The sequence below is a fragment of the Sinomicrobium halophytocola genome (assembly GCF_052983395.1).
In genome coordinates, this window is the sequence record NZ_JBRKIT010000042.1 from 350,619 (window position 1) to 365,223 (window position 14,605).

General features: G+C 44.4%; 8 protein-coding genes. 5 read left to right on the forward strand and 3 right to left on the reverse strand.

Annotated features, from left to right (window positions below; genetic code table 11):
• Window positions 1–34: 34 nt before the first annotated feature.
• Both ACVBDY_RS19875 and ACVBDY_RS19880 read left to right on the forward strand, forming a co-directional pair.
• Window positions 35–1,099 carry a cytochrome c oxidase subunit II gene (locus ACVBDY_RS19875; protein WP_447177211.1) on the forward strand — a complete coding sequence of 355 codons (1,065 nt, stop codon included), beginning with the start codon at window positions 35–37 and terminating at the stop codon, window positions 1,097–1,099.
• 64 nt (window positions 1,100–1,163) lie between these two features.
• Complete coding sequence (locus tag ACVBDY_RS19880; RefSeq protein WP_447177212.1) at window positions 1,164–2,984, forward strand: cytochrome c oxidase subunit I; 1,821 nt, start codon at window positions 1,164–1,166, stop codon at window positions 2,982–2,984.
• Between the two features lie 53 nt (window positions 2,985–3,037).
• Here ACVBDY_RS19880 and ACVBDY_RS19885 read toward each other — a convergent pair whose 3' ends face one another.
• The gene (locus tag ACVBDY_RS19885; RefSeq protein WP_447177213.1) at window positions 3,038–5,305 is read right to left on the reverse strand and encodes an acyl-CoA dehydrogenase family protein; all 2,268 of its coding nucleotides are present in this window, start codon (window positions 5,303–5,305) and stop codon (window positions 3,038–3,040) included.
• Window positions 5,306–5,444: 139 nt separating this feature from the next.
• Between ACVBDY_RS19885 and ruvB the strand changes: the two genes are divergently transcribed.
• The 3 genes from ruvB to queG all read left to right on the forward strand — a co-directional run bounded on the left by ruvB (window position 5,445) and on the right by queG (window position 10,793).
• On the forward strand, window positions 5,445–6,467 hold the full coding sequence (ruvB, locus tag ACVBDY_RS19890; protein ID WP_447177214.1) for a Holliday junction branch migration DNA helicase RuvB: 1,023 nt from the start codon (window positions 5,445–5,447) through the stop codon (window positions 6,465–6,467).
• Window positions 6,468–6,605: 138 nt separating this feature from the next.
• Window positions 6,606–9,770 carry a TonB-dependent receptor gene (locus ACVBDY_RS19895; RefSeq protein ID WP_447177215.1) on the forward strand — a complete coding sequence of 1,055 codons (3,165 nt, stop codon included), beginning with the start codon at window positions 6,606–6,608 and terminating at the stop codon, window positions 9,768–9,770.
• Between the two features lie 84 nt (window positions 9,771–9,854).
• Window positions 9,855–10,793, forward strand: coding sequence for a tRNA epoxyqueuosine(34) reductase QueG (gene queG, locus ACVBDY_RS19900; RefSeq protein WP_447177216.1), 939 nt, complete (start codon window positions 9,855–9,857; stop codon window positions 10,791–10,793).
• 8 nt (window positions 10,794–10,801) lie between these two features.
• Here queG and ACVBDY_RS19905 read toward each other — a convergent pair whose 3' ends face one another.
• Together ACVBDY_RS19905 and ACVBDY_RS19910 are read right to left on the reverse strand one after the other, a co-directional pair.
• Window positions 10,802–11,839, reverse strand: a complete 1,038-nt coding sequence (locus tag ACVBDY_RS19905; protein WP_447177217.1) for a LacI family DNA-binding transcriptional regulator — start codon at window positions 11,837–11,839, stop codon at window positions 10,802–10,804.
• A 288-nt stretch (window positions 11,840–12,127) separates the two neighbouring features.
• Complete coding sequence (locus ACVBDY_RS19910; protein ID WP_447177218.1) at window positions 12,128–14,347, reverse strand: bifunctional alpha,alpha-trehalose-phosphate synthase (UDP-forming)/trehalose-phosphatase; 2,220 nt, start codon at window positions 14,345–14,347, stop codon at window positions 12,128–12,130.
• Between the last annotated feature and the right edge of the window lie 258 nt (window positions 14,348–14,605).

Below are 14,605 nucleotides of genomic sequence, written 5' to 3' on the forward strand. Positions count from 1 at the left end.
TCAGTAGAAACTAAAGTAAACAGGAAATAATAAGATGACTGCTTTATTAACTATAATTGTACTTATACTCATTGCCATTGCCGTTTGGCAAATGACGAAGATATTTGAATTCTCTCAGATAGGTCTGAAAGATGCTCAGATAGCCAATGATAAGGATAACAAGCTGAACGGATATTTAATGTTTGCCTTCCTGGGCTTCCTGTATGTACTGACTATTTATAGTCTGTGGAAATGGGGAAAAGTGCTATTACCCCAGGCAGCTTCCGCTCACGGGGACGACTATGACACCCTTATGACGGTTTCTATGGTGCTCATATTTGTCGTACAGCTTATTACGCAAACCCTTTTGTATTTCTTTGCCTATAAGTACAGAGGTGTTAAAGGGAAAAAAGCACTGTTCTATGCCGATAATGACAAGCTTGAATTCATCTGGACCATTATTCCCGTGATTACCCTTGCCGGACTTATCCTTTACGGTCTTTATACCTGGACCACCATTATGGATATCAATGATGAAGACGATCCGCTGATTATCGAACTATATGCACAACAGTTTAACTGGAAAGCGAGATATGCGGGGGAAGATAACGTACTCGGCGATGCCAACGTTCGTTTCCTTAACGATTTTGACGGACAGAACATAGTAGGTATAGATTCTTCGGACCCCAACGGAAAGGACGATGTGGTTTCCACTACCGAAATACACTTGCCCGTAAACAGAAAAGTGGTTTTCAAAATGCGTTCTCAGGACGTATTGCACTCTGCCTACATGCCGCATTTCCGGGCACAGATGAACTGTGTTCCGGGAATGATCACCCAGTTCTCTTTTACACCCACAATTACCACCGAAGAGATGCGCCAGGATCCGGACATTCAGGCCAAGGTAAAGCATATAAATGAATTACGTGCGGAGAGAAGAGCCAAAGGAGAAGATCTGGAAGATTGGGAGTTTGATTATCTTTTATTATGTAATAAAATTTGTGGAACTTCGCATTACAACATGCAGATGAAGATCGTTGTAGAGAGCGAAGATGAATACAATGCATGGATAAAAGAACAACAAACCTTTGGGGATATGGTTGCCGGAGCCGGTGAATAATGAACCGGGGGTATATATTGAAAATAATAAAGTAACAGTAACGAAAACGATTAGTATATAGATTATGTCAGCAACAGCAACAGCACACGCAGGGGATCAGGCACACGATCACGGACATCATCATAAAGAGACATTTATTTCGAAATATATTTTCAGTTATGATCACAAGATGATCTCTAAACAATACCTCATTACAGGTTTGTTCATGGGCTTCATCGGTATCTTGATGTCTTTGTTGTTCCGCATGCAACTGGCATGGCCTTCTGAATCTTTTAAAATATTTGAAATACTGCTTGGTAAATGGGCTCCGGAAGGAGTAATGGACCCGAATATCTACCTGGCTTTGGTAACGATTCACGGCACCATCATGGTATTCTTTGTATTGACTGCCGGATTGAGCGGTACGTTCAGTAACCTGTTGATCCCGTTGCAGATCGGTGCTCGGGACATGGCATCCGGATTTATGAACATGATTTCTTACTGGCTGTTCTTTATTTCCAGTGTGATCATGGTGGCTTCTATTTTTGTGGAAGCGGGGCCGGCTGCTGCAGGATGGACGATCTATCCTCCGCTGAGTGCGTTGCCACAGGCGCAGGGTGGTTCCGGATTGGGAATGACGTTATGGCTTGTTTCCATGGCCATATTTATCGCATCTTCCCTGCTCGGTTCACTGAACTATATCGTTACTGTATTAAACCTCAGGACAAAAGGGATGTCTATGACCAGGTTGCCACTCACCATGTGGGCCCTGTTCATTACAGCGGTTATCGGGGTGGTTTCTTTCCCGGTACTGTTTTCGGCTGCATTACTGCTTATTTTTGACCGTAGTTTCGGTACTTCATTCTTCCTTTCGGATATATTTATCCAGGGAGAAGTATTACACCATCAGGGAGGTTCGCCGGTACTGTTCGAACACCTTTTCTGGTTCCTCGGTCACCCGGAAGTATATATCGTATTGTTACCGGCATTGGGTATCACATCCGAGATTATCGCGACTAATTCCCGTAAGCCCATATTCGGGTACAGGGCTATGGTTGCATCCATATTGGCTATTGCATTCCTTTCAACAATCGTCTGGGGGCACCACATGTTCGTGTCCGGGATGAACCCGTTCCTCGGTTCGGTATTTACATTTACAACATTATTGATCGCCATACCATCTGCGGTAAAGGCATTTAACTATATCACCACTCTTTGGAAAGGAAACCTACAGATGAACCCTGCCATGTTGTTCTCCATCGGATTGGTGTCTACCTTTATTACCGGAGGCCTTACCGGTATTATCCTTGGGGACAGTACCCTGGATATTAACGTTCACGACACCTATTTCGTTGTAGCGCACTTTCACCTGGTAATGGGTATCTCCGCGATATACGGATTTCTTGCAGGGGTTTACCACTGGTTCCCCAAAATGTTCGGAAGGATGATGAACAAAAACCTTGGTTATGTACACTTCTGGGTCACCGCGGTCTGTGCGTACGGTATTTTCTTCCCGATGCACTTTGTGGGAATGGCTGGTCTGCCCAGACGTTATTATACCAATACCAACTTCCCCATCTTTGATGACCTTATGGACATCAATGTGGTGATGACCGTATTTGCCCTTATAGCCGGTGCGGTTCAGGTAGTATTTCTTTATAACTTTTTCTATAGTATATTCTACGGAGAAAAAGCTCCTAAGAACCCCTGGAAATCCAATACGCTGGAATGGACTACACCTGTAGAGCATATCCACGGCAACTGGCCGGGTGAAATACCGGAAGTACACCGATGGGCTTATGACTACAGTAAGACTAATGAAGATGGAGAGTACGTGATACCCGGACAGGATTTTGTTCCGCAGACCGTACCTTTACAAGAAGGAGAAGAAGAGCTCAACCACTAGAATTTGAGATCATCATATAATATATGAGAAGGCCCCGGATAACGGGGCCTTTCTTATTTCTTGCCTATAGGAGCCGTCATGCAATGTTCCGGAATACCAAAACCGTCTACTAAAGATACCACATGCGGTCTTAGCTCCGTACATAGCCTTTCTACCCGTTGTCTTATCGCTTTGGATTTATTGCTGCTTATATAACCGTGTTCCAAGTACCAGGCAGCGTTCTCCCGGATATGATACAGGGCATAGAGCGTCCCCAACTTCCGGAAGATAAACTGCATCTTTTCGTCCTCTATTTGTTTTACGAAATCAGCAAATATTTCATAAGATAACATAACCCCATAGGCTTTTCCCAGGGTTATAAGGTGTGTCTGAATGTTGAGTGACACCTGCTGTGGCGGGACTCCCTTTTTAATGTAACGCCGTATTCTCGAAGCGGCAGTGAACGTTAGCCGGCGTACACGGTACTGAAAAGCTTCGAGGTGAAAATCCGGGTGGAACAGGTGTTCTTTATCCGTATTATTGGTAAACAGGGGATTAAAAGTGGTCAGGCGGTCGCTTAACTGCGTCCCAACCAGTTTTAGAATATCTCCGTAACTATCACTGTTGAATTCCGATTTGAAGTCGGTGAGTACCCCTTTGGCTGCGAGTTGGAGCAATACCGTATTATCCCCTTCAAAAGTAGTGAAGATGTCTACATCGTTTTTGAGATCGCCAATGCGGTTTTCGAGGAGATATCCCTTCCCTCCGCACGCCTCGCGGCATTCCTGTATTGCTTTGTTGGAAAAATCGGTTATGAGGGCTTTTAAAGCGGCTACCTGGGTTTCTATCTTCCTCCTCGATGCTTCTGACGCTGAAGAGTAAGAACGTATCATATGCTCGAGGGTAACGTGGTAAACATAGGTTTGTGTAATAGGGGCGATAAGGCGTAATTGGTGCGAAGGGTAGTCCATAATAAGGTCTTCCTGAACCCTTTCCCCGCTGTTAAATTGCCTGCGATATAAAGCATACTTTACCGCGGTTGCCAGGGCCATTTTAGTTCCGCCTATCGCTCCTTTGGCCACGCATATACGTCCGCCTACCAAAGTGCCGAGCATTGTAAAAAATCGCTTGTTGGGATTATCTATGTCCGATGTATAATTACCGTTCTTGTCAATATTACCGAAACGGTTGAGAAGGTTCTCTCTCGGTACACTTACGTTTTTGAACCATATTTTACCGTTATCCACGCCGTTCAGCCCCAGTTTGTACCCGTTGTCTTCGATGCGTACACCGGGAGTCAGGTTACCTTTTTCATCTCGTATCCGGACGACTATGGCATGCACTCCCTGATTAGTGCCATCTACAATTAGTTGGGCAAATACGGTTGCCATGGTGGAGTGCAATGCGTTACCTATATATTCCTTATTGTCGTTCTCGCCGGGGGTGTCAATGACAATGCTATCAGTTTCTTTAACATAGGTGGCTGTTGTTTTAATGCCCCGTACATTGGATCCGTGCCTGGTTTCGGTCATGGCGAAACATCCCAGTATTTTGGCTGATCCGGTAGCTTTCAGCCATTGGTCATGGTGTTTTTTGGTACCCAGGTTCTGGATACTTCCCCCGAACAGGCCGAACTGTACTCCGAATTTTATGGTAAGACTACCATCTATGAACATGAGGTTTTCAAAGATACCCGCATATGCAGGCATATTGCCTATTCCACCGTATTCCTTATCGTAAGCCATGGCCCCATATCCTGCGGAAGCTAGAAATTTTACCTGTTCCAGTACTCGCAGCCGGAACATGTCTTTGTCCCTTGAAATTTCCCATTGGAAAAGAGGATCGGACAGGAACTCCCGGAAGGCGTCGATGTGGGAGGCATGTTCACCTTTTAAAATCCCGTCAATTTGTATAGAATCATAGAAATCCGCTTTTGGGGATTGTCGGGTAGTTATGTCGAACAGGTGCCGGTAATGATTGGGCTGCATTCCCAGGTTGATCTCTATGGATTTGAGATATTCATCAAACATCTCTTCTTCACTGTTCCCGGGAAGGGACAATTTCATACTGAACGAGGTAAGAGGATAGGTCTCGCTCTCCACAAGTTTTATACCCGATTGGTCTATAAGGTGTTTCCAGGAAGTAATAACTTTGTCAAGTGGAGGGGTATCGGTTTTTAACCAGGAACTTATCAGTTTTCTATCTTCCTTACTTAGGGAATCTTCTTTAACTGCCTTTTTAAATACCGATATTTCCGAAGCCGATAACAGGTCATCGGCCCATACGACGTAGAGGAAAGGGATATATTTGACAATATTGGCAGAGTATTTTTGGGTTTCCATAAAATTGCAGATGATCTTTATATTACATAACGGGAAGTTACGATTTTTATCACAAAAGATAGGAAGATTAACGCGTGGTGTATTAATTTAGCCGGGAAGATAAATTCTTTTGTTGTCCATTTCTGCTATCTTTGTCCGTATGAATGAGTATTTGGATCCTACAGGCGACCAGTTTTCTCCCGAAGAGATCGATATAGAAAAAACGCTGCGGCCACTTTCTTTCGATGATTTTGCCGGACAGGACCAGGTATTGGAAAACCTGAAGGTCTTTGTAAAAGCTGCCAACCTTCGCGGGGATGCCCTGGACCACACCCTTTTTCATGGCCCTCCGGGACTTGGAAAGACCACACTTGCCCATATCCTGGCCAACGAACTGGGTGTAGGGATAAAAGTGACTTCAGGCCCCGTATTGGACAAACCCGGTGACCTTGCCGGATTATTGACCAACCTGGATGAAAGGGATGTACTTTTTATAGATGAAATCCATCGTCTGAGTCCTGTGGTAGAGGAATACCTGTACTCGGCCATGGAAGATTACAAGATTGATATTATGATAGAGAGCGGGCCCAATGCCCGTACCGTACAGATCAATCTTAACCCGTTTACCCTAATAGGGGCAACAACGCGTTCCGGATTACTCACTTCCCCCATGCGTGCCCGTTTCGGTATTTCCAGCAGACTGCAATATTATACTACCGAACTTTTGTCCACTATCGTAGAGCGGAGCGCTCAGATACTCAAAACACCTATTACTTTGGAAGCCGCAATAGAGATTGCCGGCCGAAGCAGGGGAACACCCCGTATAGCTAATGCCTTATTGCGCAGGATACGCGATTTTGCACAGATCAAGGGTAATGGCAATATTGATATAGAGATAGCCAGGTTTGGGCTGAAAGCACTTAATGTGGATGCTTACGGACTCGACGAAATGGATAACAAGATACTTTCTACCATTATAGATAAGTTTAAGGGAGGCCCCGTTGGCATCACTACCCTGGCCACTGCCGTTTCCGAAAGCGCGGATACCATCGAAGAGGTATATGAGCCCTTTCTTATCCAACAAGGGTTCATTATGAGAACCCCCCGCGGGCGGGAGGTTACAGAAGCCGCTTATAAACATCTTGGCAGGACCAAGGGCGGTTCCCAGAGGGAACTGTTCTGAAAATACTGTTCTAACGATATTGATCTCCCCTTTTTTAATATGATAACTGTATTGTTTACGTTAATTTAATTCGTACAATACAGTCGCATAATGCCCCCGTTCTATTTTTGCTCCTCATAAACCTGAATCTTATTATATATGAAATCTATTCGTTTACTACTGTTATTGTGGTTGGCATGTCCTGTGTTCACGATAACGGCACAAACTACACATGCTATTATTGAAGGGACTGTCGTTGATCATACTTCCGAACCCTTGATGGGAGTTTCCATCATGGTGAAAAATGAATCCACAGGGTTTTCAACGGCTACCATCACTGATATGAATGGTAAATACAGTCTCAAACAACTTCCGCTTGGCAAGCCTTATACGATTACAGTTTCTTACCTCGGTTTTGGAACCCAGACGAGAACAGGATACGAACTGAACCAGGGAGATGCACTCCGGGTGGATTTCAAAATGGAAGAATCTGCCGAAGCATTGGATGAAGTGGTGGTATCGGCCTCCGAATTAAAGAACACAATAAAGAATTTCGGAGCAGCCACATCGGTAACCTCCCGCGATCTTCAGAAATTACCCGTAAACGGACGTAATTTCACTTCTTTGATAGACCTGTCCCCGCTTAGTACGGGCAACAGCCTCTCCGGGCAGCTGCCTTCTTCTACAAACTTTACGGTAGATGGAATGTCGGCACGTAATCCCACATCCGGAGGTACCGCAAATCGTCGTGGTGGTTCGTATGCCATTTCTATGGAGGCCATTCGTGAGTTCAAAGTCTCAACCAACCAGTATGATGTCACCTACGGAAGAAGTGGAGGAGGGTCCATAAATACGGTCACCAAATCCGGTACCAATACGCTTACCGGTAGTCTGTTTACCTTTGCCCGTACCGACTGGTTATCCAGTCCGAATGATATTCGTGGCAACAAACGTGATGAAGATTTTTCATCTTACCAATACGGTTTTTCTCTCGGAGGACCGATCATTAAAGATAAAATGCACTTTTTTGTGGCATGGGACCACCAGGAAGATACCAATCCTTTACAGATTGCCGATATACGTACCCCGGAAGACGAGCGCAGATATAACGTGTCACAGCAATCCCTCGATCGATTCCTTGAGATTGCACGTAGTAAATATAGCGTGGCCGATTCTCCGCAGTTTGGCTCCTTCAACAGAAAACGGGGAACAGATGCGGTATTTGCCCGTATCGATTGGCAGTTGAATGAAAAGAACCTCCTGACGCTCCGTAATAATTACGTTTTCGATCTTAATAAAAGGGGGATTTCGGACAACAGCAGTATCAACTTATATGAGGTTTACGGTAATGTGCGTACCACGGACAACAGTTTTCTGGCTTCCCTTCGCTCCGAACTGAACCCGAAAATGACAAATGAACTGAAGTTCCAGTACCTGCGGACTTCAGAAAGCGCTTTTCCGGGAGACCAGATACCTTCGGCAAATATTCCCCGTGCTATTGTAGAGCGGGTGCAGTCGCAGGTAAACGGTAACGATGTATTTACGACCATTCAGCTCGGAGGACAGCGTTATATTCCGGAATCATTCTATAACAATGTATTCCAGCTTGTGGATAACCTGTACTACAGCACGGATAAAATAGAGTATACTTTCGGGGTTGACCTGATGTATACACATATGAAGTCCGTATACGGAAGTGAGATGAACGGACGGTTTTATTTTACCGGACTGGATGATTTTGAAAACATGGACCCCTACCGTTATGTGCGGGAGGTGAATTTAATGAATGATCCGGCGGTTAAGCAAAATATCATTGCCACCGGTGCTTATGCGCAGATGCAGACCAACCTGTTTCCGGGTTTTGAATTCATGGCCGGTATACGGGCGGATTATACCAACTATATGGATAAGCCGAACTTTAATGAAATTGTCTACGAAGATTTAGGGCTTCGTACCGATAAAAGCCTTACCACATTTCAACTTCAGCCCAGGATACAGGCCACATGGGATATCGGGGAAAGACAAAAAGACATTTTGCGTTTCGGAGCGGGTATTTTCGGAGCGGATATCAATAACTATGTGATGATAAACAATATGGTGTTTGATGGCACCCGTGTAGCATCTGTGGATATTAACCGGAATGATGTGGATATTCCCACTCCCGACTTTCCGGGATATCGTGAAGATCCTTCCACAGCCCCGGGAGCAGAAATACTCGATGAACTCGGTATTACTCCTGTCAATACCATAAATATGAATGGGGATGATGTAAAGATACCTACACTCTATAAAGCTAACCTTTCCTATAATCGTTTTATTACCAATCGTTTTAAAATGGGGTTGAGCCTGTATGCATCCTTTGCCAGGAACAACTACATGTACACTGATGCCAATATGGTAGATGATCCTTATTTTCGTTTGGCTGACGAAGGGAACCGGGGGGTATATGTACCGGCCAATACCATAGACCCTTCCAACGGTGCGGCTAACTGGGCGGAAGGCAGGAAAACGGACAGGGTAGGACGTGTGTTGAAACTGAACAGTGATGGAAAAGTAAACAACTATGCTGTTGTACTGGATGGGACATACCAATATTTTGAGGATGGTATATTGTCTTTCAGTTATACCTGGAACGATACTAAAGACAACACCAGCTTTAACGGGGACGTGGCCAATACGGCAACCCTGGTGACCATGACCCCGGACGACCCGAGAGACCTTGGGCAGATGAATTACTCCAATAATCATTTTCGTCATAAACTGGTATTATATGGTTCATTACCTACCTTTCATGGTTTTAGCCTTTCTTTCCGCTATTCCGGATTTGGAGGTACGCGTTATTCCCTCATAGTTAACGGAAACGTAAACGGAGATTTCGTAAGTTCCAATGACCTGGCCTATATTTTTGATCCGAATAATGCTGCAACGCCGGAAGCGTACAGGGAGGGTATAGAACAAATATTGAACAATCCGGAGGCCAGTGAGCACCTGAAAGATTATATTCGGGACAATTACGGGAAAATTGCCGGGAGGAATGGCGGGATTAATGATTTCTTCGGCACCTGGGACGTAAGTCTCAGGAAAAGGTTCAACACCTTTAAATCCCAGTACGTGGAATTGTCTGCCGATGTGTTTAACCTGGCCAATATGCTGAATAAAAAGTGGGGTGCCCGTAAAACGCTAGGCAACCAGAATATCTACTCCATAGGGGGTTTTGATACGGATTCCAATACTTATAATTACAATGTCAATCCCAATACCGGGGTGGCATCGCCCTCCGGAAATCCCTACCAGATACAATTGGGGATCCGGTATGGGTTCTGATATAGAGATGGTGTTCTCTTGTCATGTTTCGGATTATTGTGATGAAGTAAGTATCTTTGTCCCGTCCGTAGAGAACACAACCACATGATCGATATAAAACACAGGTATACAGAAAGTATTAAAGCCGAAGCAAAACGCCTCGGCTTTATGTCCTGTGGTATATCCAAAGCGGAATTCCTGGAAGAAGAAGCCCCTCGCCTGGAACAATGGCTGAAGCAGAATATGCACGGCGAAATGGGATATATGGAAAACCACTTTGACAAACGGCTGGATCCCCGGCTACTGGTAGACGGAGCAAAAAGCGTTATATCCCTTACCCTTAATTATTTTCCGGAAGAGGTGCAATCTCAGGATACGGATAGCCCTAAGATCTCCAAATATGCTTACGGTCATGATTATCATTTTGTTATCAAGGATAAATTAAAACAGCTTTTGGAGTTTATCCGGGAAGAGATAGGGGAAGTAGGCGGCAGGGCCTTTGTGGATTCCGCACCGGTACTGGACAGGGCATGGGCAACCCGGAGCGGGTTAGGCTGGATAGGAAAGAACAGCAACCTGATAACCAAAAAGGTAGGGTCTTTCTTTTTCATCGCCGAACTCATCTTAGATCTGGAACTGGAATATGACCATCCCGTCACAACGGACCATTGTGGTAGCTGTACGGCCTGTATAGATGCCTGTCCCACCCAGGCCATTGTAGAACCGATGGTGGTGGACGGAAGCAAATGTATTTCCTATTTTACCATAGAACTGAAAGGTAATATCCCTGTTGAACTTGATGGAAAGCTGGACGACTGGATGTTTGGATGTGATGTGTGTCAGGACGTGTGTCCGTGGAATCGCTTTTCCAAAGCCCATAGTGAACCTCTTTTTGATCCGCATCCGGACCTGTTGAAAATGAACAAAAAGGACTGGGAGGAGATTACAGAGGATGTCTTCCGGGAAATTTTCAGGAAATCTGCCGTGAAACGCACAAAGTATGAAGGGCTGAAGCGGAATATAAAATTTTTGAAAAAATCCTGATACCTTTCTTACTTATTAACTACAATGGCCTTGGTAGTTTCCCGTAATACCAGGTGTGTCTGTAGTTTGATCTCATAGAATTCCACCGGTAACTTTTTGTTCTTGCGATGTATCTCATCAATGAGCAGGGAAGCGGATTCCTTGCCTATTTGGACACTGGGCTGGTCTATTGTAGAAAGGTGGGGTTTTATATACGGGGTTATGAGCCAATTGCTGAACCCCATGACGGATACCTGGTCCGGAATGGAAATACTGGCATCGTTCAGGTAAGAAATGGCACCGAGAGCTATATGGTCCGTAATGCAAAAAACAGCATCGGTGTCCGGGTGTACCTGTAGTAATTCCTCGGCATTTTCTCTTCCTTCGGCGATACTCAGATCTTCACAGATATATACCAGCGATTCGTCCGGAGTTATTCCGTGTTTCTCCAGGGCCTTGGTATATCCTTTCAGTCGGGAATTGTAGTTGCTTGGAAACCTGGGCCCGCCAAAGAGAGCGATCTTCCGACAACCTGTTTTTATAAGATGTTCAACAGCTTTAAAAGCCGCCTTTTCATCATCTATGATCACTTTGGAACAGTTTACCTGACGTGTGATTTTATCGAATAACACCAGAGGAACCTGATTTTTGACGACCTTGTGCAGGTGATCGTAACGGTTGGTTTCGTTAGCGAGCGACATCAGAATGCCATCCACCCTTTTTTCGAGAAGCAGGTCTACCTGTTTTTCTTCCATAGTCATGGATTCATCAGAGAACAAAACGATAACCTGGTAACCGTGTATGTTAGCTTCGGAAATAATACCGGTAATGGTCTCCGCAAAAAACTGGTGGTCTACTTTGGGCAGGATCACCCCTATGGTTTTGGATTGATTGCTACGCAATGTCACAGCATGTATATTGGGCTTGTAGTTCAGCTTTTCTGCCAAAAGTTTTACCGCATGCTTGGTGTCATTGCTGATATCCGGGTAGTCTTTTAGTGCTTTGGATACCGTGGTGACCGAAACCCCCAGTATGGAAGCTATATCTTTTAAGGTAACTTGACTCATAATATTCTCATTAAAGAGAGGCTTTCTACACAAAATCTCTTACGGCATGTATAAGGAGCCATAATACAAAAGAAATACATTTTTTGGTATCAAAAAAATAGATATTCAATAAAATATATCTTCTTATATTTCAAATGTGTTATATTTTTTATTTTGAAGGTATTTCGTTTACAAACAAAAAGGACTCTTCCCATACCGTCAGAACAGGGAATTTGGCACCGGAAAAGTCCTGCTGATATGTTTTTTCGACTCCGGCTTAGTATAAAAAAGCAAATAAAGTTCCTCTTTTTAGGTCTTGTTATTGCTTAAAAATCCATTTAGTAATTCCCGGACACTATCTGTGTCATCCAGGTAATACCTTGCACTGGTTTCCTTGGCGCCTACTTTTACGGTGTAAGCTTCTTCGGGAAGTTCCTGGAACATATACTCGTCGGTCCAGTCGTCACCAATGGCAAAGATAAAATCATAATTTTTCTCTGCAAGCAGGCGTGACGAAGCCCTTCCTTTATTTACATTACTGCTTTTGATCTCTATTACCTTATTGCCTTCCAGTACGCTTAGTTCATGATTGGAAATCAGGCTGGTAAGAACAGTTTTCAGTTCCATGGCACGCGTTTGGGCCAGCTCCGGGTCGGCCTTACGGAAATGCCATGCCAGTGAAAAATTCTTTTCTTCTATAAAAGTTCCCGGGGTACGGTCTACAAAAGTTTCTATAATGGGTCTCAGGTTATTCATCCAGTCTTTTTTCAGTTTCTCAAGTGCCTGCCATTCCTTGTCGCCGGATTTTAACCATACGCCGTGCTCTACGATAAGCATATACCCCCGGTTACCGAACCATTTGGTAAAGGTTTCTTTATCCCGGCCGCTTATGATAACGAGGTCCGTATTTTTCCGGTTGTTCAGGTTGTCCAGGAGATCGTAGAGTGCATCATCCGGTTTGGCGTCTTTGGGTAAGTTGGTGAAATTGACTAGGGTGCCGTCGTAATCCACGAGAATGAGTTTTCTTTTTGCCTTATGGTAGGAGTTCAATAATTGTTCTTTGATCTCCGGGGTTATTTTTTTGGAGACGATAACATGGTGTTGTTGTTTGGTGGCCTGAAGGGCTTTCATAAATTCTTTGGCCCATTTTTCCACGCTGTACCGTTCCAGGCGATGTTGCATGAAGGCATTTCTTTCCGTCTGCTCTTCTTCGGTCATTTCCAGGGCCCTTTTTAACGTATCGGCCATCTGTTCGAAATTATTCGGATTGATGAGCAGAGCCTCATTCATTTCCTTTGCCGCTCCTGCCATTTCGCTCAAAACAAGAACACCGTCTTTGTCCACCCGCGTAGCTATATATTCTTTGGCGACCAGGTTCATACCGTCCCGGATAGGTGTTATCAGGGCGACTCCGCATGAAGTATACAGGTCGATGAGGTTTTCGAAGGGCATGGAACGGTAGAAATACCAGATCGGGGTCCAGTTTACCGTAGAGAATTTTCCGTTGATACGTCCTACCAGTTCGTCCGTATCTTTTTTCAGTAACTGGTATTGTGGTACATTGGAACGTGAAGGTACAGCCAGTAATATAAAACGTACTTTTTCCCGGAATTGTGGATATTTTTCCAGAAAATATTCGAATGCCTTCAGTCTGTTGGGGATGCCCTTGGTATAATCCAATCGGTCTATGGACAATATCATCTTGGCATCGGGGGCAGATTGTAAGTGCGCATCCAGTCGTTTCTGTAAGTCGGATTTTTGTTCCGGATCCTGTTTATTATGTGCAATGGCGGCATTGCGGAATTTGTCATAGTCGATCCCCATAGGGAAAGAGTCCACCCGAAGTGTACGCCCCTGATACGAGATCTCATTAAAATGAGTGTCCAGGCGTAATATGCGGCGCACGGAACTCAGAAAATGCCTTTCGTAATCGTAGGTGTGGAAGCCCAGAAGATCGGCTCCCAGCATGCCGTTCAACAATTCCTCCCGCCACGGGAGTGTCCGGAATACTTCGTAGGAAGGAAAAGGGATATGGAGAAAGAAACCGATGGAAACATTGGGACGTTCCCGTTTTATGAGTTCCGGAAGCAGTAATAATTGGTAGTCGTGCACCCATATGGTATCCCCGTCATTGGTGTGTTCTAATACGGTTGCAGCGAATTTCCGGTTGACCTCTTTATAGGATTCCCAGTGCTCACCTTCAAAAGTGGTATATTCCATGAAATAATGAAACATAGGCCATAATGTGTTGTTGCTGAATCCGTAATAGAAGTTGTCGAGGTCTTCCCCGGTAAGGGATACTGCGGCACAGTTCTCTTTGGCTATGGCCGCATTGACCTTTTCGGTGAGATTTTGATCGAGTTCTTCTTCTTTCAGGCCGGACCATCCTATCCACAAGCTTTCACTACCGTCATGCACGGATTTCATTCCGGTAGCCAGTCCGCCCACACTTGGGGTGACTACCAGATTGTTATTATGTAAGGATATTTGTAAAGGAAGTCTGTTAGAAACAATTATGGTTTTGTTCATTGGATTTGTAATTTTATAGCTCTTTGCGTTGTTTTCTTTTTCATATTATAAATGCGTATTTTTTTTCATTCCACGACTCGCCTCCTTTTTATTTTATTTATTTCGCAAAAGTTTAATTAACCGATCTTTTTTTCGTTAATTTAAGGATTTTATTCGAATTTTAAGGTCTTAAAAGGTATTATTAAAGGAGTACATACCTGTTTAGGGAAACACAGTTCCGAAATGTGTAACATCAAGTCGGGATGGTTCCGGAAGCGG